The 23612-nt window shown below is 69.1% G+C and carries 25 protein-coding genes; 5 read left to right on the forward strand and 20 right to left on the reverse strand.

The features are described 5' to 3' along the window. Positions 1-55: 55 nt before the first annotated feature. Complete coding sequence (locus AWC30_RS09160; RefSeq protein WP_085109895.1) at positions 56-1306, forward strand: cytochrome P450; 1251 nt, start codon at positions 56-58, stop codon at positions 1304-1306. Here AWC30_RS09160 and mftG read toward each other — a convergent pair. The 7 genes from mftG to mftA form a co-directional block, all read right to left on the reverse strand. Beyond that, entirely contained in the window at positions 1291-2721 is a 1431-nt protein-coding gene (mftG, locus tag AWC30_RS09165; RefSeq protein ID WP_207568421.1) for a mycofactocin dehydrogenase MftG, read from the reverse strand. The two genes, AWC30_RS09160 and mftG, sit on opposite strands and share 16 nt — an antisense overlap. Positions 2722-2725: 4 nt before the next feature. Further along, complete coding sequence (gene mftF / locus AWC30_RS09170) at positions 2726-4132, reverse strand: mycofactocin biosynthesis glycosyltransferase MftF (protein ID WP_085109897.1); 1407 nt, start codon at positions 4130-4132, stop codon at positions 2726-2728. Then, positions 4129-4908 (reverse strand): mycofactocin biosynthesis peptidyl-dipeptidase MftE, encoded by a 780-nt coding sequence (gene mftE, locus AWC30_RS09175; RefSeq protein WP_085109919.1) that lies wholly within the window; start codon positions 4906-4908, stop codon positions 4129-4131. The genes mftF and mftE overlap by 4 nt, the downstream gene beginning before the upstream one ends. A gap of 74 nt (positions 4909-4982) precedes the next feature. Further along, on the reverse strand, positions 4983-6170 hold the full coding sequence (gene mftD, locus AWC30_RS09180) for a pre-mycofactocin synthase MftD (protein ID WP_085109898.1): 1188 nt from the start codon (positions 6168-6170) through the stop codon (positions 4983-4985). Between the two features lie 2 nt (positions 6171-6172). Further along, a complete protein-coding gene (gene mftC, locus AWC30_RS09185) occupies positions 6173-7351 on the reverse strand; it encodes a mycofactocin radical SAM maturase (protein ID WP_085109899.1) in 1179 nt (392 codons plus the stop codon). Next, entirely contained in the window at positions 7348-7641 is a 294-nt protein-coding gene (mftB, locus tag AWC30_RS09190) for a mycofactocin biosynthesis chaperone MftB (protein ID WP_109562001.1), read from the reverse strand. Before mftB ends, mftC begins: the two co-directional genes overlap by 4 nt. A 2-nt stretch (positions 7642-7643) precedes the next feature. Beyond that, positions 7644-7787 (reverse strand): mycofactocin precursor MftA, encoded by a 144-nt coding sequence (mftA, locus tag AWC30_RS18050; protein WP_234808011.1) that lies wholly within the window; start codon positions 7785-7787, stop codon positions 7644-7646. A 50-nt stretch (positions 7788-7837) separates the two neighbouring features. Here mftA and mftR point away from each other — a divergent pair, with 50 nt between their 5' ends. Then, the gene (mftR, locus tag AWC30_RS09195; protein WP_085109920.1) at positions 7838-8455 is read left to right on the forward strand and encodes a mycofactocin system transcriptional regulator MftR; all 618 of its coding nucleotides are present in this window, start codon (positions 7838-7840) and stop codon (positions 8453-8455) included. 56 nt (positions 8456-8511) lie between these two features. Here the strand turns inward: mftR and AWC30_RS09200 are convergent, their stop codons facing one another. Beyond that, entirely contained in the window at positions 8512-9705 is a 1194-nt protein-coding gene (locus AWC30_RS09200) for an NAD(P)/FAD-dependent oxidoreductase (protein ID WP_085109901.1), read from the reverse strand. Positions 9706-9839: 134 nt separating this feature from the next. On the opposite strand from AWC30_RS09200, the gene AWC30_RS09205 reads away from it, so the two are divergent. Then, a complete protein-coding gene (locus AWC30_RS09205; RefSeq protein WP_133053677.1) occupies positions 9840-10391 on the forward strand; it encodes a hypothetical protein in 552 nt (183 codons plus the stop codon). Here the strand turns inward: AWC30_RS09205 and AWC30_RS09210 are convergent. The 8 genes from AWC30_RS09210 to AWC30_RS09245 form a co-directional block, all read right to left on the reverse strand. Continuing rightward, positions 10388-10849 carry a hypothetical protein gene (locus AWC30_RS09210; protein ID WP_234808012.1) on the reverse strand — a complete coding sequence of 154 codons (462 nt, stop codon included), beginning with the start codon at positions 10847-10849 and terminating at the stop codon, positions 10388-10390. The two genes, AWC30_RS09205 and AWC30_RS09210, sit on opposite strands and share 4 nt — an antisense overlap. A 65-nt stretch (positions 10850-10914) precedes the next feature. After that, positions 10915-11721 (reverse strand): mycofactocin-coupled SDR family oxidoreductase, encoded by an 807-nt coding sequence (locus AWC30_RS09215; protein WP_085109921.1) that lies wholly within the window; start codon positions 11719-11721, stop codon positions 10915-10917. A 160-nt stretch (positions 11722-11881) separates the two neighbouring features. Then, complete coding sequence (gene tuf, locus AWC30_RS09220; RefSeq protein ID WP_085109903.1) at positions 11882-13072, reverse strand: elongation factor Tu; 1191 nt, start codon at positions 13070-13072, stop codon at positions 11882-11884. Positions 13073-13293: 221 nt separating this feature from the next. Next, the gene (fusA, locus tag AWC30_RS09225) at positions 13294-15399 is read right to left on the reverse strand and encodes an elongation factor G (RefSeq protein ID WP_085109904.1); all 2106 of its coding nucleotides are present in this window, start codon (positions 15397-15399) and stop codon (positions 13294-13296) included. Positions 15400-15465: 66 nt separating this feature from the next. Continuing rightward, the gene (gene rpsG, locus AWC30_RS09230) at positions 15466-15936 is read right to left on the reverse strand and encodes a 30S ribosomal protein S7 (RefSeq protein WP_085109905.1); all 471 of its coding nucleotides are present in this window, start codon (positions 15934-15936) and stop codon (positions 15466-15468) included. Then, positions 15936-16310 (reverse strand): 30S ribosomal protein S12, encoded by a 375-nt coding sequence (gene rpsL, locus AWC30_RS09235; RefSeq protein ID WP_066853635.1) that lies wholly within the window; start codon positions 16308-16310, stop codon positions 15936-15938. Before rpsL ends, rpsG begins: the two co-directional genes overlap by 1 nt. Positions 16311-16555: 245 nt before the next feature. After that, positions 16556-17710, reverse strand: a complete 1155-nt coding sequence (locus AWC30_RS09240) for a mechanosensitive ion channel family protein (RefSeq protein WP_234808013.1) — start codon at positions 17708-17710, stop codon at positions 16556-16558. A gap of 126 nt (positions 17711-17836) precedes the next feature. Next, complete coding sequence (locus AWC30_RS09245) at positions 17837-18409, reverse strand: TetR/AcrR family transcriptional regulator (RefSeq protein ID WP_085109906.1); 573 nt, start codon at positions 18407-18409, stop codon at positions 17837-17839. A gap of 246 nt (positions 18410-18655) precedes the next feature. Here AWC30_RS09245 and AWC30_RS09250 point away from each other — a divergent pair, with 246 nt between their 5' ends. Together AWC30_RS09250 and AWC30_RS09255 are read left to right on the forward strand one after the other, a co-directional pair. Further along, positions 18656-18970: a DUF3060 domain-containing protein gene (locus AWC30_RS09250; protein ID WP_085109923.1), complete on the forward strand. Its 315-nt coding sequence runs from the start codon at positions 18656-18658 to the stop codon at positions 18968-18970. Between the two features lie 13 nt (positions 18971-18983). Beyond that, positions 18984-19349, forward strand: a complete 366-nt coding sequence (locus tag AWC30_RS09255) for a DUF3060 domain-containing protein (RefSeq protein WP_085109907.1) — start codon at positions 18984-18986, stop codon at positions 19347-19349. A 30-nt stretch (positions 19350-19379) separates the two neighbouring features. Here the strand turns inward: AWC30_RS09255 and AWC30_RS09260 are convergent, their stop codons facing one another. From AWC30_RS09260 to AWC30_RS09275, 4 genes are all read right to left on the reverse strand, one after another. After that, positions 19380-20147, reverse strand: a complete 768-nt coding sequence (locus AWC30_RS09260; protein ID WP_085109908.1) for a crotonase/enoyl-CoA hydratase family protein — start codon at positions 20145-20147, stop codon at positions 19380-19382. Further along, the gene (locus AWC30_RS09265; RefSeq protein WP_234808014.1) at positions 20144-20890 is read right to left on the reverse strand and encodes a PaaX family transcriptional regulator C-terminal domain-containing protein; all 747 of its coding nucleotides are present in this window, start codon (positions 20888-20890) and stop codon (positions 20144-20146) included. Before AWC30_RS09265 ends, AWC30_RS09260 begins: the two co-directional genes overlap by 4 nt. After that, positions 20887-22527 (reverse strand): acyl-CoA dehydrogenase family protein, encoded by a 1641-nt coding sequence (locus AWC30_RS09270; protein WP_085109909.1) that lies wholly within the window; start codon positions 22525-22527, stop codon positions 20887-20889. Before AWC30_RS09270 ends, AWC30_RS09265 begins: the two co-directional genes overlap by 4 nt. A 211-nt stretch (positions 22528-22738) precedes the next feature. Next, positions 22739-23497 (reverse strand): deoxyribonuclease IV, encoded by a 759-nt coding sequence (locus tag AWC30_RS09275; protein WP_085109910.1) that lies wholly within the window; start codon positions 23495-23497, stop codon positions 22739-22741. Positions 23498-23612 lie beyond the last annotated feature (115 nt).

Below are 23612 nucleotides of genomic sequence, written 5' to 3' on the forward strand. Positions count from 1 at the left end.
TCCCCCGGGCGCGTCCGATCGGCGAGACTGGTGTTGACACCTGTCAGGAGGATCGATGAGTTCACCCGTTGTCGACGAGGCGGCGAAGGTGCTCGCCGACCCGGCCGCGTTCACCGACGAGCCCCACCTGCACGCCGCGTTGCGCCATCTGCGCGCCCACGCCCCGGTCTCCCTGGTGGACCGGCCGCCGTATCGGCCGTTCTGGGCGATCACCAGGCACGCCGACATCATCGAGATCGAACGCGACAACCAACTGTGGATCAACGCGCCGCGGTCGGTGCTGGCGACCGCGGAGCTCGACGACATGCAGCAGGCCCAGCTGGCCGCGGGGATGGGGTTGCGGACGCTGATCCACCTCGACGACCCCGAGCACCACAAGATGCGGGCGATCGCCGCGGACTGGTTCCGGCCCAAGGCGATGCGGGCGATGAAGGCGCGTGTCGAGGAGCTCGCGAAGATCTACGTCGACAAGATGGCCGCGATCGGCCCGGAGTGCGATTTCGTGCAGGAGGTCGCGGTCAATTACCCGCTGTACGTGATCATGTCGCTGCTGGGGCTGCCGGAGTCGGATTTCCCGCGCATGCTCAAACTCACCCAGGAGCTGTTCGGCGGGGACGACGACGAATATCGCCGCGGCTTCACCCCCGAGGAGCAGCTGCCGGTGCTGTTCGATTTCTTCAACTACTTCAACGCGCTCACCGCGGAGCGCCGCGCCCACCCCACCGAGGACCTGGCGTCGACGATCGCCAATGCGCGCATCGACGGGCAGCCGCTGTCCGACGTGGACACCGCCTCCTACTACGTGATCCTGGCGACCGCCGGGCACGACACCACCAGCGCGGCGATCAGCGGCGGGCTGCAGGCGCTCATCGAGCATCCCGACCAGCTGGCCCGGTTGCGCGCGGATCCGGCGCTGCTGCCGACCGCCGTGGAGGAGATCATCCGCTGGGTCACCCCGGTCAAGGAGTTCATGCGCACCGCGACGGCCGACACCGAGGTGCGCGGCGTACCGATCCGGGCCGGCGAGTCGGTGTATCTGTCCTACGTGTCGGCGAACCGGGACGAGGAGGTCTTCGACGACCCGTTCCGGTTCGATGTGGGCCGCGACCCGAACAAACACCTGTCCTTCGGATTCGGGGTGCACTTCTGTGTCGCCTCGGCGCTGGCTCGGATGGAGATCGCCAGCTTCTTCGCGGAGTTGGTGCCGCGGTTGAGGTCAGCGGAGTTGGCCGGCGAGCCGAAGCTGACCGCGACGACGTTCGTCGGCGGCCTCAAGCACCTGCCGATCCGCTACGCGCTGGACTGAGCCGCGCCGTCCGCGGCGACGAATCCGGCCGCGCGGTGGGCGATCATCGCGATCGTCGCGTGCGGCCCGCGGCTCAGCGGACCGGCCGGCACCGAGCCGTCGATCACCCACAGCCCGTCGACGCCGTAGACCCGGCAGCGTTCGTCGACCACCTGCCCCATCGGGGCGCTGCCGCACAGGTGCTGCGAGGTCGCCCACGCCGGCTCCGGTAGCGCTGTTCCGGTCAGCTCGGCCAGCAACTCCGCTCCCCCGGCCAGTTCCGCCAGGTCCGCCGGGTGCTGGTCGTAGCGGTGCTCGATCACCGGTGGCGCCGCCGGATCGGCGGAGTCCAAGCCGATGCGCGCCCGAGAGCGTGGGCGCATCAAGGCGACCCCGACGTGCGCAGGGTCCCGGCCCGACGATGCGATGAACCGGTCGTCGCCGGTCATGGTGGCGAAACCTACTGTGTAGGGCCTTATCTCGATTCCCTCGGCGGTGCTGAGCACCGCTTCGAGCACCGCCCTGCCGGGCGTTCCGGGCTGATCGGTCGGAAACAGCCATTCTGGGTGATCGGTGCATGCCCGACCCACCGGCAGAACGGTTTTCACTGCAACCCCGGCGCTTCGGAGCACCTTTTCATCGCCGATCCCGGAGAGCATCAACAGATGGGCTGTTTCGATCGTACCGGCGCACAACACGATTCGTTTCGCTCGGAGCGTTACGGGGCCGTTCGGACCGATGGCGTGCACGGCAGTGACACGGTTACGTTCGATCCGGAGTTGCGTGGCCTTGGTTCCGGTGTGCAGCGTGAGGTTCGGGCGGTCCAGTGCCGCTTGGAGATACGCATATCCGGGGTCGATCCTCCGGCCGTCGACGATGTTCTGCGGCACCGCTCCGACCCCGGTCGGCAACTCAGGCCCGGCGTCGTTGAGGTCGTCCAGCCATCGATACCCGCACTTATCAGCTTGGCTGATGAATCGAGTTGTCTCATCGCAGAATTCGCGTTCACGACGGACCTTGATCGGGCCGCAGTCGCCGTGGGCGGGCCCGCTGTAGTCGAGGTCGGTTTCGATCGCGCGGTAGTGCTGGAGGATCTCCTCCCATCGCCAGCCCGGTAACGCGCCGGCGGTGAAGTCGTCGCGGACGGATCGGCCGAAATAGCCGCCGTTGACCGCACCGGAGCCACCGAGGGTGGCCCCGCGCATGATCGTGGCCCACCGGACCGGATCGTCGGTGAGCCGGGTCCGGTAGCGGTGCACCAGCTCGCTGTCGGCTCCCACCGGCAACCGGTGCGCCGCGCGCGGGGCGCGCCGGGTTCCGGCCTCCAGGACCGTGACCGCACAATCGGGGTCGGCCGAGAGCAGCGCAGCGACGACCGACCCGGCGCTGCCCGCACCGACGATCAGCACGTCACAGGCAGGGAATGCGTCGACCAACGGCCTAAATCCGTAGCTGGGGGGCCAGCGGGCGCAGGGTCTGCTCACGGGCCATCCCGCGCCAGACGCCGGCGCCGTAGGCCAGGTCGTCGAGGCGTTTGAGCAGCAGGTAGCCGATCAAGCCGATCGGTTCGGCGTTACCGTCGATGTCGCGACCGCGGCGCAGCCAGTCCCACACCCCGTCGAGCACCGCGGCGAGCAGCACCGCCCGGCGGCATCGCCGCGACAGCATCGCCGCCAACAGGGCCAGCGGCCAGTACTCGCGGCAGAGCACCGCCAGGAACTGCAGGGTGGCCGCCGCCATCCCGCGCGCGGCCACCCGGATCACCTCCCGGGGTTCGGCGCCGCGCATCGCGCGGGCGACCCGGCCACCGGTGAGCAGCGCCCCGAGCAGGGCGGCCAGATAGCCCAGCCGGGATCCGATGGCGAACGCCAGGCACAACGTCATGGTCCACCCGGAGATCATCACCGGAGCCGTTTTGTCGGGGTGGCGCACGGTCAGGGGCGCGGCGGAGGAACCGTAGAACGCCTTGCGGCCCAACCACTGGGCCAGATCGGAGCGGTGTTCGTGGGCGACGAAGGCGACCGGCTCGTACCGCAGCCGGCCACCGGCCTCGATGAGCCGCCAGCACAGGTCCACATCCTCGCCCGAGCGCAGGGTCTCGTCGAACCCACCGATCTCCTCCAGCGCTGAGCGCCGGCAGATGATCGCCGCACTCGGCACATAAGAGACCGTCCCGTACGGCACCACCGGTGCCTCCGAGGCGCCCAGGTCGAGCGAGGAGCGCACCGCCTCGTACCGAGCGATCAGCCGGTCGTCGGCGGTCAGGCTGACGATCCGCGGTGCGGCCAGCGCGACGGCGGGGTCGCTGAAATGGCCGAGCAGGGCCTCGAGCCAACCGCGTCGCGGGACGACGTCGGAGTCCAGGAACGCGACGTAGTCACTGGTCGCGGCGCGCAGTCCGGTGTTGCGTGCCGCGGCCGGCCCTCGGCTGTGCGGGTGGCGCAGCACCTCGACCGTGCAGTCGGCGCCGTCGAAGTCGCCGGCCTCGATCGGGCGCGAGGAACCGTCGTCGACGACGAGGACACGCAGTCCACGCAACACGGAGACGAGCCGCTGGACACCGCGGAGGTTGTCGCGCACCGGGATGACGACGGTGACCTCGTGGTGCGAGGGCCCGCTGGCCGGCCGCGGGTGGGCGACGGTCGCGTCGAGCAGGGTGCGGGCGAGTTGGGCGCTGACCGCGTCGTTGACGCGTAGCCGGCCGTCGGTGAGCAGCACCTGCGCGGCCGGGGCCAGGCGCAGCAGCCGGGTCGGCGATCCACCGAGCAGTGCCGAGCCGCGGTCCAGAACCCGGACCCGCCGGTCGACCTGGACGGCGAACCCGTCGGGCAGCCGAGGCTGGTTCATGCCAGCATCCCGTCATCACCGGGCATCCAGGCCCGCACCCGGCGGATGCAGTCGTCGACCATCGCGGTGAAGATCTCCTCCCCGTCCCGAGCGGTCGCGGTGGTCGGATCGCCGAGTACCCCGACCTCGCTCACCGCGGCGACCCCGCCGCGGCGCATCGCCCCGATCAGCTGCCCGAGTGGCGCGCTGTTCCCCGGCTGCCACCGCTCGGTCATGACGTCGGCCGGTGCCAGGTGCAGCATCACCGAGGTTTCGGTGTGTCCGGCGTGGGCGTCGCCACCTACCGTAACGCAGGGCGACCACCCCACCTCACGGCTTTCGAACCGCATCCGCCGCACCGCCGCCCGCAGGGCGTCGACGTTGCCGCCGTGACCGTTGACGAAAACCAGTCGGTGCGCCCAGGTCATCGCGGATCGCCCGTACTCGACCAGCACCCTCTCCAGCACCTCGGTGCCGATGGAGACGGTGCCGGGAAAGCTCTGGTGCTCGCCGCTGGCTCCGTAGGCGATGGCCGGCGCCACCAGCCAGGACTCCGTCGAACGACCGGCGAGCCCGGCCGCGGTGGCGCGGGCGACCGCGGCGGCGATGCGGGTGTCGGTGTCCAGCGGCAGGTGCGGCCCGTGCTGTTCGGTGGAGCCGACCGGGACAAGCAGCGACGGGTAGCCATCACGTAGCTGCCCGGACGTCGATCCAGCGAGTTCGACGGGGAGAGCCACCCGCCGATGGTAGGCCCAATTGACCTGTGGCGCGCAACTTTCTGCGGATTCGACTCTGATTCGGGATGGATTCTTCGGCCGCACGCAACCGGCCTGTCACGCCCGTCCCGCGTGTATCGCCAGTATCAGGCTCGCTACCGGGCCGGCGGCACGCCGAGCACCCGCTCGAATCCGTCCGGGATCAGCACGTGCTCGCGGTTCAGGTCGTGCACCGAGGCACAGCCCAACCCCATCAGCGCGGAGTCGATACCGGCACGCAGCAGATCCAGGACGTTCTCCACCCCCGGCTGGCCGGCGGCGGCCAGCCCCCACAAGTAGGCGCGACCGATCATGACCGCCCGCGCCCCCAGGGCGAGCGCCTTGACCACGTCGCTCCCGCGGCGGATGCCGCCGTCGAACAGCACCTCGATCTGGTCGCCGACGGCGTCGGCGATCGCGGGCAGAGCACGCACCGATGCGGGCGTCCCGTCCAGGTTGTTGCCCCCGTGGTTGGAGACCGAGATCGCCGAAACACCAGCGTCCACAGCTCTTTTCGCGTCGTCGACCCGCATCACGCCCTTGAGCATGAACGGCCCGCCCCACAGCTCCCGCAACCAGGCGATGTCCTCCCAGGTCGGCGGCGGGGTGCCCATCCACTCGCCGTAGGCGTGGAAGAACGGCGGTCCGGGCTCGCCGCGCCGCCCCTGGTTGGGCACTCGCAGGTTCGGCGGCTGCAGCGTCTTGGCGAACTGCAGGAACCAGCGGGGCCTGCTCAGGCCCTCGGGCATCATCCGCAGCATCGTGCGCAGATCCATCTTTTCGGGGATCTTCGGGCTGCCCCAGTCCCGCCCGTGCGAGAACGACCAGTCGGTGGTGACGATCAGTCCGGCCGCCCCCGCGGCCCGAGCCCGCTCCACTCGCGCGGCGATGGCGTCGCGGTCGCCGAGCCAGTAGATCTGGAAGAACAGCTGCGGATTGGCCTCGATGACCTCTTCGATGGGTTTGCTCGCGAACGAGGACAGTCCCATCGCGGTCCCGCGCGCGGCGGCCGCGCGAGCCACCGCGACCTCACCCTCGGGGACGACGGCCTGAACACCGGTGGGTGAGATGACCACCGGCATCGAGATGTCTTGGCCCAGAACGCTGGTCGCCATGTCTCGTTTAGCCGGTGCGCCGATGACGTGCGGCGCGAACCCGAGTTCGCTGAACGCCGCCACGTTGTCGGCGACGGTGACACCCTTCTCGCTGGCTGAGATCAGCGAGGAATACACCGATTTCGGTAACCGCTTCTTGGCGCGCTGCTGTGCGATCGCAACGGTTTCGAACCAGAGGTCACGGGCCACAATCAAACCGGGCTTTCGTCACAGAGCCGCTTCGGCGGCGCTGGTGGGGACAGGGTCAGCGGCACGCTCTTGCGGGACCGGTGGGACTGGTCGACGCTGGGCCGCGGTTTCTCTCCGGCGTTCTCCAGCGCCTCGGCGCCGTAGCCCTTGACGCACTCCGGGTCTGGGCCGTCCAGCGGCAAGCCGGTGAAGAATTTCGCGGCCATGCAGCCGCCCCGGCAACTGTCGAAGAACTCGCAGGTTGCGCACGCACCGGCGGACTGCGGTTCGCGCAATTCCACGAAGAGCGGCGCATTCTTCCAGACGTTGTCGAAACCGCCGTCGGACAACACGTTTCCGGCCAGGAACCGGTCGTGGATGGCGAACGGGCAGGCGTAGACGTCACCGATCGGGTCGATCAGGCAGACCACCCGGCCGGCGCCGCACAGGTTGAGACCGGCCAGCGCGCCGGGCTGTCCCAATCCGGACAGGTGGAAGAACGAGTCGCCGGTGAGCACCCCGTCGCCCTTGGCGACCAGCCAGTCGTAGAGCTGTTGCTGTTGCGCGGCGGTCGGGTGCAGCTCGTCCCAGACGTCCACCGCACGACCCGACGGGCGCAGCCGGGTGATCCGCAGGGTCGCGCCGTACCGGTCTGCGAGCACGGCGAAGTCGTCGAGCTGGTCGATGTTGTGGCGGGTAGCGACGACGGAGATCTTGGCGTCCTTGAAGCCCGCGGCGGCAAGGTTTTCCAGCGCCCGGATGGCCATCTCGTAGGAGCCCCGCCCGCGGATCGCATCGTTGACCTCGGCGGTGGCGCCGTCGAGGGAGATCTGCACGTCGACGTAATCGCTGGCCGCCAGGCGCTCGGCCACCTCCGGGGTGATGCGCAGTCCGTTGGTGGAGAACTTCACCCCGACGTGGTGCGCGGTGGCGTAGTCGACCAGCTCCCAGAAGTCGGGCCGCACGGTGGGTTCGCCGCCGCCGATGTTGACGTAGAACACCTGCATGCGTTCCAGCTCGTCGATGATGTCCTTGCATTGCTGCGTGGACAGTTCGCGCGGGTCGCGCCGGCCCGACGACGACAGGCAGTGCACACACGCCAGGTTGCACGCGTAGGTCAGTTCCCAGGTGAGACAGATCGGCGCGTCGAGACCGCTTTCGAACTGGTCCACCAGCCGTGGTACCGGGGCTACCGAAGTCATGTGTCCTCCCCTGCGATGAGCATGTTGGATCGGGCCAGTACGCCAAGGGCGTGCAGATAGGGCTCGCACTTCTCGTCGTCGACTCCGGCGGCCCGGCACGCCGAACGGGCGTCCGGATGCTCGTCGAGCGACTTGACGATGTCGACGATGGTGCGGTTCTTCAGAAACGAGAGTTTGCGGGTGCCGAAGTGGTAGAGCAGCGCGCCGAACGGTTCCGGGCGGACCGACACCTGAGGGTGCAACCGCCAGCGGGCGTCGGGGTCGAAAGCCGGCTCGGCGGTTGCCGCCACGCTCAGTAGACCCCGCACATCCCGTCGATGGAGACCTCTTCCACCAGGCTCTCGGTGACGAGTTCGGTGTTCTCGGTCTGCTGGTCCTGGTCCATCTCGATGGCCTTTCGTCGCCGGGGGCTCGACAGTGCTGTCGAATCGGTCACAGTCGGCCATAATATGGCATCGGGTGCCACAAGTGAAGGCGGGTGATCGGATGCGGCAGGGCCCGGCACGGCCACGGGCGGGACGCCGCCGTTCCACCACGCCGCATCAGATCAGCGACGTGGCCATCGACTTGTTCACCGAGCACGGTTTCGACGAGGTCAGTGTCGAGGACGTGGCCCAGGCCGCCGGCATCGCCCGACGCACCCTGTTCCGCTACTACGTGTCGAAGAACGCCATCCCGTGGGGCGAGTTCGACACCCACCTGCAGCAGTTGCGCGAGCTCCTCGACTCCGTCGAGCCCGACGTCCCGCTGCGCGATGCACTGCGCGATGCACTGTTGACGTTCAACACCTTTGAGGAGCCCGAGGCGTTGCGGCACCGCCGTCGCATGCGAGTCATCCTGCAGACCGCGGAACTCCAAGCGTATTCGATGACGATGTACGCCGGGTGGCGTGAGGTGATCGCGGCGTTCGTGGCCCGCCGCTGCGGGCTGGCGGTCACCGACCTGCGCCCGCAGACGGTCGCGTGGACGATGCTCGGGGTGGCGTTGAGCGCCTACGAGCGGTGGCTGGCCGACGAGTCGGTGGCCTTGCCGCAGGCACTCGGCGAGGCGTTCGACGTCGTGTGCGGCGGCTTCGACGGCCTCGACGCCGCCGGGCCGGACTAGGCAGCGCCGCGTCGGACTGAGCAGCGCCGCGTCGGACTAGGCGTCGTCGCGTCGGACTAGGCGTCGTCGCCGAGCACGTCGGCGATCGGTGCGCCGGCGGCGATCTTGGCCCGGGTCTTCATCACCGGGCCGGGCATGCCGGCCCCGACCACGCCGATTACCGCACCGTCGCGCTCGTAGTAGGCGAGGAATCTGCGGCCGTCGTCCTCGACCAGGTGCACGGTGTCGTCGGCTGCCGGCTCCCCCAGGCACTGGAACTTGATGTCGTACTGGTCGCTCCAGAAGTAGGGAACGACCACGGTGGCAGGCTTGTCGCCGCCGAGCAGCGCAGGCACCACGACCCGCGCCTGGTCGGCGACATTGCTCCAATGCTCCACCCGCACTTGGTGCCCGGACTTGTCCCGCCAGGACGCCACATCGCCGAGCGCCCACACGTCCGGAGCGCTGGTTCGGCCGACCTCGTCGCAGAGCACCCCGTTGTCGAGATCGATGCCGCTATCGGCGAGCCATTCGGTGGCCGGCCTCGAACCGATGCCGACCACGACCAGGTCGGTGTCGATCTCGCTGTCGTCGCTGAGCACCACCGACTCCACCCGGCCGTGCCCGCGCACCCGCGCGACCCCGACGCCGGTGCGCACGTCGACCCCCTCGGCGCGGTGCAACCGGGCCACCAGTTCGCCGATGCGCCAACCGAGCACCGAGGCCAGCGGTGCGGGCTGCGGTTCGACCAACACGACCTCGACGCCCAGCCCGCGTAGGCTGGCCGCCACCTCGCAGCCGATGAAGCCGGCACCGATGACCACCGCGTGCCGCGCCGAGCCGGCTGCCTGGCGCAACGCCAGGCTCTCCTCGAACGAACGCAGCACCCGGATGCCCTCCAGGTCCGGCATGTCCGGGATGCGGCGCGGCACCAGCCCGGTGGCGATGATCAGCTGGTCATAGGCCACCGTGGTGCCGTCGGCGAGTGCCACGGTGTGCGCGGCGGTGTCCACCCCGGTCGCGCGGGCGCCCAGGCGCACCGTGATCTCGCGTTCGTCGTAGAACTCCTGCGGCTTGAGGGTGACGTCGTCGACCTCACCACGCAACAGGTCCTTGGACAGCGGCGGGCGGTCGTAGGGCAGGTGGTCCTCTTCGCTGAGGATCGTGATGGCGCCGTCGTACTCGGCGCGGCGCAGCTGCTCGGCGGTGCGCACGGCGGCCAGTCCGCCGCCGACGATCACGATCCCGGCACTCCCGGTGCTTGTGCTCATCAGATGTTCATACCCGATCGGCAGGCCGATCGCGCACCCACCGGGGCGGAACCGGCGCAAAAAGTGTGCGACCCCTCCCCCGGCGCGGGATAAAAATAATCGGGTATACCGCAAACCCGCCGAAAGGGCCGACGATGAACCCGATTCCCCCGCCGCGCGCGGACGACAGGACAACCACCGGCGTGGTCGCGGCGGGTCAGCCGCAAACCTGGGGTCGCGCACTGGCCCGCCCCACCGGCGCCACCCTCGCCCAACACGCCATCTCGGTCTTCGGGCTCGGTGCCGGACTGGCGGTGGCGCGCTGGCTGGTCGGCGGCGACTCGGGCGGCAACGCGGTGGCCGCAGGCACCCGGTTCTTCGTGGCCTGGATGGTGCTGGGCACCGTGGTGCTGGCGCTGGTCGCCGCGGTCAAATGGGTCGTTGTCCCGGCGAGTTTCGCGAAGAAGATGCCGGTCGGCTCCGCGATGACCGCGTGGCTTGGGCAGGAAAGCATCGCCGTGCAGATCGGCGATTACCGCCATCACGCGGAGTTGGGGCCCAAATCGCGGGTGGCGATGCGCGACGGGGTGATGGTGGTCGTGGCCGGCACGGAGAAGAAGCCGACCGTGTTCATCGTCCCGCGCGAGTTGGTGCCGGCGCAGCTCGCCGAACACTACCTGCACCGGTACGGGCCGGATAAGGGCTAGGCAGGCGGCGGCAGTTCACCCGGCTGGGGCTGTTCACCCGGCGGCGGCAGTTCACCCGGCTGGGGCTGTTCACCCGGGGGTGGCTGTTCACCGGGCGGCGGCGCCGGTTCGCCGGGGATCGCCCCGTCGCAGCCACCGGGCGGGGGCGGCGCCGGGAACAGGTTGTTGCCGCTGTCGCCCACGCAGTCGTAGTGGTAGGTCACGCCGATCCCGATGAAGCCGTTGTCGACCCACTGGTGCCAGTAGGATCCGTCGGGGTATTTCGCGCCGTCACAGACGCCCATCGCGCCGCCCAGACCGGCGCCGCCGGCACCGAATTGTCCACCCGGACAGAAGTTCCTGGTGATGTCCGGCTGGTGCGGGTCTGGCGGGTCGGCCACCGCGGCTGGTGCCGCCAGCGTCATCGCCGCCGCGGCCAAACCGCCGACCAACGCTCCGATCACGGCGAATTTCGCCATCGCCCTGCTCCTTTCGTTCCCCTCAGTGGCGGGGACACCGGCACCGTTGCGCACACGGTGACAGGTCAGTACTTCAGCGATCCCTTGTCGACCGGGATCTGCGCGCCCGACAGTGTTCCGGAGCCGTCGCCGGCCAGCCACACCACCACGTCGGCGATGTCGTCGGGGGACATGAACCCGTTGTTGCGCACCGGCATCGGCGGATAGCTGTGCAGGAACGCCGGGTGTTCGCCGAAGATCTTCGCCATCGCCTCGGGTTCGATCATCGGGGTGTCCACCGAGTAGGGGTGGATCGAGTTGACCCGGATGCCGTACTCGCCGGCCTCCACCGCGAGGGTATTGGTCAACGCGACCAGTCCGTGCTTGGAGGCGGCGTAGTGGCCGTTGGCGGGGGTGGCCTTCAACCCGGCCGAGGAACTGACCACCACGATCGAGCCGCCGTTGCCGGCCTCGATCATCGCCGGGACGGTGGCGCGCAGAGTGCGCCAGGTGCCGGTCAGGTTGACGTCGATGATCGTGTTCCACTGCTCATCGCTGAGCTCCCACAGCCGGCCCCAGGTGAGCACGCCGGCGTTGGCGACCACCACGTCGAGGCGGCCGAATTGTTCGACGGTGTCGGCCACCAGCGTCTGGAGCGCCGCGTCGTCGCGGACGTCGACCTGACGCGCCAGCGCCTTGCGGCCCTCGGACTCCACCAGCCGGGCGGTCTCGGTGAGCTCCTCGGGGGTGGCAGGCGGGTAGGTGATGCAGTCGGCGACCGGGCCGCAGATGTCGGAGACCACGACGTCGGCGCCTTCGCGGGCCAACCGCACCGCGTGGGCGCGGCCCTGACCGCGCGCGGCGCCGGTTACGAACGCCACCCGACCCTGCATCGCCCCGTCGCCCACCGTGGCTCCCTTCACCGGTTCTGCCTCGAGGTTAACAGTCCGATGAGAACGTGTTCTCGTTGCGGGGGGCGGTAAACGCCGCAGCGCCCACCCCCGTTTCGGGGATGGGCGCTGCGGGCGGTTGTCTCAGCCGAGAATCACCGGGTCACTTGATGATCTTGGTGACCTGGCCGGCGCCGACGGTGCGGCCGCCCTCGCGGATCGCGAAGCGCAGACCCTCTTCCATGGCGACCGGCTGGATCAGCTTCACGCTCATCTCGGTGTTGTCACCGGGCATCACCATCTCGGTGCCCTCCGGCAGGCTCACCACACCGGTCACGTCGGTGGTGCGGAAGTAGAACTGCGGGCGGTAGTTGGTGAAGAACGGCGTGTGCCGGCCACCCTCGTCCTTGGACAGGATGTAGGCCTGGCCCTCGAACTCGGTGTGCGGGGTGGTGGTGCCGGGCTTGACCACGACCTGGCCGCGCTCGACGTCCTCACGCTTGATACCGCGGATCAGCAGACCCACGTTGTCACCGGCCTGCCCCTGGTCGAGCAGCTTGCGGAACATCTCCACACCGGTGACCGTGGTCTTGGTGGTCTCCGGGCGGATGCCGACGATCTCGACGTCCTCGTTGACGTTGACCACACCACGCTCGATGCGGCCGGTCACCACGGTGCCACGACCGGTGATGGTGAACACGTCCTCGACCGGCATCAGGAACGGCTTGTCGGTGTCACGCACCGGGTCCGGGATGGACGCGTCGACGGCCTCCATCAGGTCCTCGACGGACTTGACCCACTTCGGGTCACCCTCGAGGGCCTTCAGCGCCGAGATCCGGATGACCGGAGCCTCCTCGTCGAAGTCCTGGTCGGCCAGCAGCTCGCGCACCTCCATCTCGACGAGCTCCAGCAGCTCCTCGTCGTCGACCATGTCGGACTTGTTCAGCGCGACCAGGATGTAGGGCACACCGACCTGGCGGGCGAGCAGCACGTGCTCGCGGGTCTGCGGCATCGGGCCGTCGGTGGCGGCGACCACCAGGATCGCGCCGTCCATCTGGGCGGCACCGGTGATCATGTTCTTGATGTAGTCGGCGTGGCCCGGGGCGTCGACGTGGGCGTAGTGCCGCTTGTCGGTCTGGTACTCCACGTGGGAGATGTTGATCGTGATGCCGCGCTGCTTCTCTTCGGGAGCATTGTCGATCTGGTCGAACGCGCGGGACTCGTTCAACTCCGGGAACTTGTCGTGCAGAACCTTGGTGATCGCTGCCGTCGTGGTGGTCTTGCCGTGGTCAACGTGACCGATGGTCCCGATGTTGACGTGCGGCTTGTTCCGCTCGAACTTCGCCTTCGCCACTTCTGTGTCCTCCTGGACTAATCGATGCCTGTTACAGCAGGGTTGATGTTTTCAGTTGTGCCGCGGTGGTGACCGGGCAAGGTTACTCCGGGTGGGTCGGCTACGCTTACTCGCCCGTCGCCTTCGCCGTGCTCACCGGCCGGTTCCGGACTCGCAAGCCTCGCTTACTCGCCCGTCGCCTTCGCCGTGCTCGCTGCTCGGCTCCGCGCTCGTTCGCATGCTCACTCGCCCGTCGCCTTCGCGATGATCTCCTTGGACACCTGCGCCGGAACCTCGGCGTAGGAGTCGAACACCATCGTGTAGTTAGCCCGGCCCTGAGACTTCGACCGCAGGTCGCCGACGTAGCCGAACATCTCCGACAGCGGGACCTGTGCCTTGACGACACGGGCGCCGCTACGCTCCTCCATGGCCTGGATCTGGCCGCGGCGGGAGTTCAAATCACCGATCACGTCGCCCATGTACTCCTCGGGCGTGGTGACCTCGACGGCCATGATCGGTTCCAGGATCACCGGCTGCGCGGCCGCAGCGGCCTTCTTCAGCACCTGCGACCCGGCGATCTTGAACGCCATCTCCGAGGAGTCGACGTCGTGGTACTGACCGTCGAGCAGGGTGAGCTTCAGGTTCACCAGCGGGTAGCCGGCCAGCACGCCGTAGGCCATGGCGTCCTGCGCCCCGGCGTCCACCGACGGGATGTACTCCCGCGGGATGCGACCGCCGGTGACCTTGTTCTCGAATTCGTAGGTCGCGCCGTCCTCGCCGACAAAAGGCGCCACGGTGACGATGACCTTCGCGAACTGCCCCGAGCCACCGGTCTGCTTCTTGTGGGTGAACTCCACGTTCTCCACCGTGCGTTTGATGGTCTCGCGGTAGGCCACCTGCGGCTTGCCGACGTTGGCCTCGACCTTGAACTCGCGGCGCATCCGGTCCACCAGGATGTCCAGGTGCAGCTCGCCCATCCCGCCGATCACGGTCTGGCCGGTCTCCTGGTCCAGGTGCACCTTGAAGGTCGGGTCCTCCTCGGCGAGCTTCTGGATCGCCAGCGACAGTTTCTCCTGGTCGCTCTTGGTCTTCGGCTCGATGGCCACCTCGATGACCGGATCCGGGAACGTCATCGACTCCAGAACGATCTGCTTGTTGGAGTCGCACAGCGTGTCGCCGGTGGTGGTGTCCTTCAGCCCGATCACCGCGTAGATGTGGCCGGCAGACGCCGATTCCACCGGGTTCTCCTTGTTGGAGTGCATCTGGAACAGCTTGCCCAGCCGCTCCTTCTTGCCCTTGGTGGAGTTGACGATCTGCGCGCCGGACTCGACCTTGCCGGAGTAGACCCGCACGTAGGTGAGCCGGCCGAAGAACGGGTGCACGGCGATCTTGAACGCCAGCGCGGCGAACGGCTCGTCGACCGACGGCTTGCGGAAGATCTCCTCGGACTCGTCGCCGGGGACGTGCCCGCGCACCGACTCGACATCCAGCGGGGACGGCAGGTAGTCGATGACCGCGTCGAGCATGGGCTGCACGCCCTTGTTCTTGAACGCGCTGCCGCACAGCACCGGGTACATCTCGCTGGAGACGGTGAGCTTGCGGATGGCGCCCTTGATCTCCTCGACCGTGAGGTCCTCACCGCCGAGGTACTTCTCCAGCAGCGCCTCATCGGTCTCGGCGACCGACTCCAGCAGTTCCCCGCGGTACTGCTCGACCTTGTCGGCGAGGTCGGCGGGGATCTCCACCGTCTCGTAGGTCTCGCCCATCTTGGTCTCGCCGCGCCACACCTTGGCGGTCATCTCGACCAGGTCGACGATGCCCTCGAAGTCGTTCTCCGCACCGATCGGCAGCTGGATGACCAGCGGCTTGGCGCCGAGGCGGTCCCGGATGGTGCCGACGGTGAAGTAGAAGTCCGCGCCGAGCTTGTCCATCTTGTTGACGAAGCAGATCCGCGGCACGTCGTACTTGTCGGCCTGACGCCACACCTGCTCGGACTGCGGCTCCACGCCCTCCTTGCCGTCGAAGACGGCCACCGCACCGTCGAGCACCCGCAGGCTGCGCTCCACCTCGACGGTGAAGTCGACGTGGCCGGGGGTGTCGATGATGTTGATCTGGTTGTCGTTCCAGAAACAGGTCACCGCGGCGGAGGTGATGGTGATGCCGCGCTCCTGCTCCTGTTCCATCCAGTCGGTGGTGGAGGCGCCGTCGTGGGTCTCGCCCATCTTGTAGTTGACGCCGGTGTAGAACAGGATCCGCTCGGTCGTCGTCGTCTTGCCGGCGTCGATGTGCGCCATGATGCCGATGTTGCGGACCTTGTTCAGGTCGGTCAGCACGTCCTTCTGTGCCACAGAAGTCTTCCTTCGATTAGTTGACGATCGTCTTCGTGTGCGCCGGCCCGCGGGCGGCGCGGCCGGTCACCAGCGGTAGTGCGCGAACGCCCGGTTGGCCTCGGCCATCTTGTGGGTGTCCTCACGGCGTTTGACGGCCGCCCCCAGACCGTTGCTGGCGTCGAGGATCTCGTTGGCCAGCCGCTCGATCATGGTCTTCTCGCGGCGCTGCCGGGAGAAGTCCACCAGCCAGCGCAGCGCCAGCGTGGTGGACCGGTCGGGGCGAACCTCGACCGGAACCTGGTAGGTGGCACCACCGACGCGGCGGCTGCGCACCTCCAGCGACGGCTTGACGTTGTCCAGTGCCCGCTTGAGGGTGATCACCGGGTCGGTGCCGGTCTTGTCGCGGGCCTGCTCCAGCGCCGCGTAGACGATGCGCTCGGCCAGGGACTTCTTACCGCGCACCAGCACCTTGTTCACCAGCTGGGTGACCAGCTGCGACCCGTAGACCGGGTCACTGACCAGGGGACGCTTGGGAGCGGGACCCTTGCGCGGCATCAGCTCTTCTCCTTCTTGGCGCCGTAGCGGCTGCGAGCCTGCTTGCGGTTCTTGACGCCCTGGGTGTCCAGGGAGCCGCGGATGATCTTGTAGCGCACACCGGGCAGGTCCTTCACCCGGCCGCCCCGCACCAGCACCATCGAGTGCTCCTGCAGGTTGTGGCCTTCGCCGGGGATGTAGGCGGTGACCTCGACGCCGGTGGTCAGCTTCACACGCGCCACCTTGCGCAGCGCCGAGTTCGGCTTCTTCGGGGTGGTCGTGTACACGCGGGTGCACACGCCGCGGCGCTGCGGGCTGCCCTTGAGCGCCGCAGTCTTGACCTTGGCGGGCTTGTCGCGGCGCCCCTTACGGACCAGCTGCTGAATGGTTGGCATCTACCGGCTTCCTGTGTCGCTCCGTTGTTCCTGAAGTATGTTGTCCTGCAGTTATCCCCGCCGCAGTCGCCTGTGACCGGGTGCGTCGCATGCACCGGCCGCGGAATTCATCCGTTGCGCAATGGACACACGAATCGGCCCGGCAGCGCACCTTGCGGCGACCCGAGGCGCCGAAAGCGGCCAGGCACGAAGTCCTACGATACCCGCCGCTGGTCGGGCAGGTCAAAGCAGCAGGGAGCGCTCCCCTACCGGCGGTGGCCGTCACCGCGGGAGCGGCCGGCGTCGGAACCCACCAGTTCGCTCCACTCGTCGGCTTCGGACTCCTGCACCCGGTAGCGCGGCAGCGCGCCCGGGTGGTTGCGCTGCAGCCAGTCGATCAGGCCCTCACGCACGTCGCAACGCAGCACGAACAGCGCATCGGCGTCGGCGGCGCTGACCATCGGACGCACCCGCAGAAACCCGCCCACGGCGTTGGTCACCCGCAACGAACTGGCCCGACCGTCCCACAGGTCACTCGCGGCGAGCAGCCGGTCCAATTCGGCGCGCATCTCGTCGATCGGCACGGTGAAGTCCACATCCAGTTCCACCGTGCCGAGCAGCTCGGTCGCGTTGCGGGTCCAGTTCTCGAACGGGTTGGTGGTGAAGTAGGTGGTCGGCAGCACCAGGCGGCGCTGATCCCAGATCTCGACCACCACATAGGTCAGGGTGATTTCGTCGATCCGGCCGTACTCCCCCTCCACGACCACGATGTCGCCGACCCGGATGGCGTCGGAGAACGAGATCTGCATCCCGGCGAACACCGACCCCAGTGAGGTCTGGGCGGCCAGACCGGCGACCACCGACAGCACCCCGGCGGAGGCGAACAGCGTGGTCCCGATCTGGGTGAAGCCGGGGAACGTCATCAGCGCCGCGGCCGCACCGAGCACGACGATGATGACGATCGCCAACCGGCGCAGCGTCATCACCTGCGTTTGAATCCGGCGTTTCCGGCGGTGCCCGCCGGTGAACTGGTCATCAACGACGGTGAAGCGGGCCACGGTGCGCCGCTCGGCGACCATCACCAGGCTGGCCACCAGCCAGGTGATCGCCGCGATGATCAGGATGTGCAGCACGTGGTCGATGCGGGGACGCCACGGGCTCTCGCCGTCGACGGTGGCGGCCACCGCGATGTTCGCGGCGATCAGCATCAGCGTCGCACGAAACGGGTGCCGGGTGAAGGTCGCGAGATCATGGACGATCCCGCGGTCGCGGCCGAACCGTCGCAGCAGCCAGGAGACCGCCCACCCCAGTAGGTAAGCGACGGCGACCGCGCCGGCCACCCAGCCCAGCACGACGGCGAGCCGGGTGGCGGAGTGCAGGTTGGCGCTGGTCGTTTCGGAGTCCACGGCGAACGCGTGCAAGGGGAAAAGCGAAGTCAGCTCGACACCATCGAGCACGAATATCAGCTCCCGCGAGTCGGGGTCGGTCGGTCGCCTCCGCGAGTCTAGGTGAGCTGCCCCGATCCGTCACGCGTGCCGGACAGCCCGTCAGGCGCTGCGCAGTTCCATCCCGGCGGCCAGCCGCACCACCATGTCGGTGAACACCGCGTCGGTGTCGATGCCGTCCATGGCACCGGTCATCTCCAGCAGCACGAACCCGTGCATCGCCGACCAGAACTCCAGCGCGGCGTGGAACGCCTCCTCGCCGTCGAGCCCGTAGGACGCCAGCACCGCGATCACCGGGGCGGCCGCGGCCCGGGTCGCGGCAGTGAACTCCGGGTCGTCCCCGCCGAACGGCATCCGGGTGAACGCCGAGTACCGGCCCGGGTGGTGGTGGGCGTAGCTGCGGTAGGCGCCGGCCATCGCCAGCACCGCGTCGTCACGGGCGCGGCCACCGCCGGCCCGGTTGAGCATCGCGATGATGTCGTCGACGACGTGCATGCGCACGCTGCGCCGCAGGTCTTCGAGGCTGTCGAGGTGGTTGTACAGCGATGGGCCCTTGGTGCCCAGTTGGATGGCGAGCGCGTTGATCGTCAATGCGTCCCAGCCCTCGCGGTCCAGGAAGGTCAGCGCGGCCGAAACGATGCTGTCGCGGCTCAGCTTGGTCGACCGCGCTGCCATGACACTCACTCTCCGGTTGCGGCGCCGGGGGCGGGTCACCGCGTTCAGCCCCGAACTCTAGTGGACGCCGTTCTCCGACCGGTTGACCAAGTCGACCACGGCCGCGGCGCGGGGACGTAAGCTCACAGACGATTCGGGCAACGCGATCGGGCGACGTGGCGGAGGTGTGCGGCGGTGAAACGGGTTCGAGCGGGAGTGACCGCGGTCGGTGTCACCGCGGCCGCGGCCGCCGCGCTGGTCGGCCCGATGGTCACCGCGCCGGCCGCGCACGCGATCTACGGCGACACCCACATCGTCGGGCAGGGCATCCGCCAGACCGTCGACTGCAACGACGCCACCCTCTACGTGCTCGGCTCGCAGAACATCATCAACGTGGTGGGCAGCTGCTGGGCGATCACGGTGCAGGGGTCGTCGAACACGATCATCGCCGACACCGTCGTCAACGACATCACCGTCTACGGCATCGACCAGACGGTGTTCTTCCACAACGGCGAGCCGGCGCTGATCGACCGGGGGCGCGAGTTGGGTATGGCCAACCGGCTGCAGCGCGTGCCCGCCTGATCCGGGCGCAGCGGTGCGCACGCTTCGGCTGATTCCCCTCGTCGCCGCCGCGACGGTGGCGCTGGCCGGCTGCGGCGGCTCCGAGTCACGGACCGACGGCTCCGGGCCGGCGACCACGGCGGTCTACGACTCGGTGGGCACCACCGCCGAATTGGATTGCGGTGACGGCGGTTCATTGCGCGTCACCGGCTCCAACAACATGCTGACGGTGACCGGGGTGTGCGCCACCGTGTCGGTCGGCGGCGCCGACAACCGAGTCCGCCTCGATCGGGTCGAGCGCGAAATCTCCGTCGAGGGACTCAACAACACCGTCACCTACCACTCCGGCGACCCGGCGGTGGAACACCTCGGTGCCGGCAACACCGTCGCCGCGGACTGAGTCGGGGCGCTCGGGTTTCAGCCGGGACCGTCAGCCGGGTGCGCCGTGTCGGCCCGCGCCGTCCGCGAACCGGCCCGCCCCCGCCGCGGCCTCCGCGGCGACCTCGGCGAACGACCCGAACTCCTCGGCCATCGCCTCCGGTTCGGGCCGGCCCCACTGGTTCAGCGCGGAGCGCCGGTCCGCGCGCAGGCACCCCTGCGGCAGCGCCGCCAGTTCCGCGGCGAGGGTCTCCGCGGCGCCCCTGGCCTGCCCGGCCGGCACCACCCGGTTGGCCAACCCGATCGCCTGCGCTTCGGCGGCACCGACTGCCCGCCCGGTGAGGATGAGGTCCATGGCCCGGCTGTGCCCGATGAGGCGGGGCAGCCGCACGGTGCCGCCGTCGATGAGCGGCACCCCCCAGCGCCGGCAGAACACCCCGAACACGGCGTCGTCATCGGCGACCCGCAGGTCACACCAGAGCGCGAGTTCCAGCCCGCCGGCCACCGCGTAGCCGCTGACCGCGGCGATCACCGGTTTGGACAGGGTCATCCGGGTGGGCCCCATCGGACCGGGTCCGTCGGGTCGCACCCGGTTGCTGTCTGCGGTGCCGAACGCTTTGAGATCGGCTCCGGCGCAGAAGGTCCCGCCGGCGCCGCAGAGCACCGCGACCGCGGCGTCGTCGTCGCGATCGAAGTCGTCGAAGGCGGCGTGCAGCTGTTCAGCCATCGGCCCGTCGACCGCGTTGCGCGCCGACGGGCGGTTCATGATGACGGTGGTGACCGGACCGTGCCGCTCCACCAGGACCGCGTCGGTGCTCATGGCGTCTCCAGGGCCAGGGGGCGGTGTTCGCCGAGTTCCGCGGCGAATTCACGGTAGGCGACGCGCAGTTCGGGGCCCGGCCAGTGCGGCGGCTGCAGTTCCTCGGGAAGCACGGGGTCGGTGAGGAGGTGGCGCACCGCGGCGGCCGCCGCGGTGAACCGGGCGGCCAGATCGGTCGCGTCGGTGAGCGCCGAGAGGATCTGCGCGCCCTGCCGGGCCCAGGCGGGTAGATCCCACAACCGGCCGGCGAGGTCGACGGGGTCGTCGTCGCGGGTGGTCAGTATCCGCAGTTGGCGCAGCGTCGCGGCGTCGAGCGCGACCGGCAGGTTGTTCGGCCGTAGCCAGACGCCTTCGCGTAGTTCACCGAAGCGGTTGTGCTGCAGCGCGGTCCGCAGCGTCGCGCGGGTGCGAGCGCCGTTGCCGACGCTGGTGATCACCGGGGTGATCCACTCGCCGCGCCACGGCCGCACATCGGGGTCGAGGGCTTCGTCCTGGCGGCGTTGGCGGGCCAGCAGCCTGGCCGAGAGCCGGTAGCCGTCGGCGGAGCGGATCAGATCACCGGCGCCGACCATGCGGGTCAGCGCCACCCGCAGCGTGGTCTCCTTGATACCGAACTCGGCGGCCAGCCGGACCAGTTCGGCCGACCCGGCCCACGCCGGGTGCGCCCCGAGCAGCATCGACAGCACGACGGAACGCGCGGTGAGCCGGGCGGGGGTGTAGGCCATCGAGGCGGTGGCGCTCATCCCTTGACCATGACCCGCTCCAGGATCGGGGCGAGGTCCAGGCCCGGCGGCAGGGTGCCGTAGGCGTGGCCGCGGTCCCGGCCGAGCCGGGTGGCCAGGAATGCTTCGCTGACCGCGGGGTGGCCGTGGCGGAGTAGCAGGGCGGCCTGCAGGGCGAGGCAGATGTCCTCGGCGATGCGGCGGGCCGCGAACTGCGCCTCGGTCGGGTCGCCGAGGTGGTGCAGCCGGCTCTTCAGGGAGCTGACGTGCTCATCGAGGCGCGGGTCCTGGCCGGCGGACTTGTCGATGTCGTCGAAGAGCACGTCGACCGACTTCGGCTGGGTCGCAATGGCGCGCAGGGTGTCCAGCGCACTGACGTTGCCCGAGCCCTCCCAGATGCCCATCAGCGGAGCCTCGCGGAACAGTCGCGGCATGCCCGAGTCCTCGATGTAGCCGTTGCCGCCAAGGCATTCCATCGCCTCGGCCGCGTGCGGAGTGGCTTGTTTGCACACCCAGTACTTGGTCGCGGCCAGGCCGATGCGCCGCAACAGTCCGTCGTATTCGTCACCGCGGACCGCGTTGTCGGTGGCCCCGGCCATCCGCATCGCCACCATGGTGGCCGCCTCGGCCTCGACGGCCAGGTCGGCGAGGACGTTGCGCATCAGCGGCTGGTCGATCAGGTAGGCGCCGAAGGCCTTGCGGTGCTGGGCGTGGTGGACCGCACGGGTCAGTCCGGAACGCATGCTGGTGGCACTGGCCAGGGCGCAGTCGAGGCGGGTGAGGTTGACCATCTCGATGATCACCGCGACACCACGCCCCTCCTCCCCGATCAGCCAGGCGGTGGCGCCGTCGTACTCGACCTCCGAGGAGGCGTTGGCGTGGTCGCCGAGTTTGTCCTTCAGCCGTTGCAGCCGCATGCGGTTGCGGGTGCCGTCGGGTAGCACCCGGGGCAACAGGAAGCAGCTCAACCCGCCGGGAGCCTGGGCGAGCACCAGGAAGATGTCGCCCATCGGCGCGGAGGTGAACCATTTGTGGCCGGTGAGGGTGTAGCTGCCGTCGCTGTTCGGGGTGGCGGCGGTGGTGCCGGCCCGGACGTCCGAGCCACCCTGCTTCTCGGTCATCGACATGCCCGCCGTGATGCCGGTCTTGGCGGTGGCCACCTTGGTCGGATCCGGATCGTAGTCGCGGGTGGTGAGCAGCGGTTCGTAGCGTTCGGCCAGCTCCTGGTTGTAACGCAGGGCAGGAACCGCCGCGTAGGTCATCGAGATCGGACAGAGGTGACCGGGCTCGACCGTCCAGACCCCCATCTTGGCGGCGCGCACCACGTGAGCGCCGGGGCGGGGGTCGGCCCACGGCGCGGCGTGCAGCCCGTGGCCGATCGCGGTGCGCATCAGCTCGTGGTAGGCGGGGTCGTATTCGACGCGGTCGATGCGATGGCCCACGGCGTCGTGGGTGTGCAGGATCGGGCGGTTTCGGTCGGCGAGCTCCCCCCAGCGCCGGGCCTCGGCGGTTCCGGCGAGCGCGCCGAGTTCGGTGACCTCGTCGACCCCCCAGTCGCCGCCCTCGCGGATCAGGGCTTCGACCAGCATCGGGGCGGTGGCCGGGTTATAGCCCTCCAGCGGCGGGACCTGGTTGGTGACGGTGTGCGTGTCGCTCATCACTCCAGTGTTACAGAATTCCCACAATCGAACAAGGACTGTAATAATCGGGGTCGCGCGGCAGTAGTCGGGGTCGCGCGCCAATAGTCGGGGCCGCGGCGGAATGCGCAGGCCGGCTCATCCCTGAAATCGACACCGCAGCGGCGACATAGGCCTCCAGACGCCGGATTTGCGCGGTTTTGATGTCGATTTCAGGGCTGCCGGGCCGCGGTCAACCGCCCAATTGTTCACGCAGGAATGCGATGTCGTCCTTGCGGCCCTCTTCGGCGGTTTCGCAGATCACCGGGGCGCCTGCGGCTTTGACCACCGCGACCAGCAACTGCGGATCGATCTCGCCGGTGCCGAAGTTGGCGTGGCGGTCCCGGCCGGAGCCCGGCGCGTCCTTGGAGTCGTTGCAGTGCACCAGGTCGATGCGTCCGGTGATCGCCTTGATCCGGTCGACGGCGTCCAGCAACGACTCCCCGGCCGCCCAGGTGTGGCAGGTGTCCAGGCAGAACCCGACGCCGGTGTCACCGATGTGGTCCCACAGGCCGGCGATGGTGTCGAACCGCCGGGCCATCGCGTTCTGCCCGCCCGCGGTGTTCTCCACGTACACCGGGACGTCGGATTCCAGCTGGTCGAGTGCTTTGCGCCAGCGGGTGAACCCGTCGACCGGGTCCTCGTCGGCGGCGAGGTGGCCGCCGTGGACGATGACCGCCTTGGCCCCGATGTCGGCGGCGGCATCGCAAGTCTGCTGCAGGATCTTGCGGGACGGGATGCGCACCCGGTTGTTGGCCGAGGCGACGTTGATCAGGTACGGCGCGTGGACGTAAATGGGCAGGCCGGAGTCGCGCAGCGCGGCGGCGTCGTCGCGCGGTTTGGGCGCCTTCCAGCTTTGCGGATTGCCGAGGAAGATCTGCACCGTGTCGGCGCCGTCGGCCGCAGCCGCGCCGATCGGGTCCTTCGGGCTGACATGAGAACCGATGAGCACGCGGCCAGTCTAGTGACCGGCCGAACCGTGCCACCCCGCCGAACCGTGCCCCGCCCTCCGGAACCGTGCCCCGCCCGCCGGCCGAGCGTGCGCACAGTTGCGCGCTCGGCGCCGA

This window comes from Mycolicibacillus trivialis, assembly GCF_002102395.1.
Lineage (GTDB): Bacteria > Actinomycetota > Actinomycetes > Mycobacteriales > Mycobacteriaceae > Mycobacterium > Mycobacterium triviale.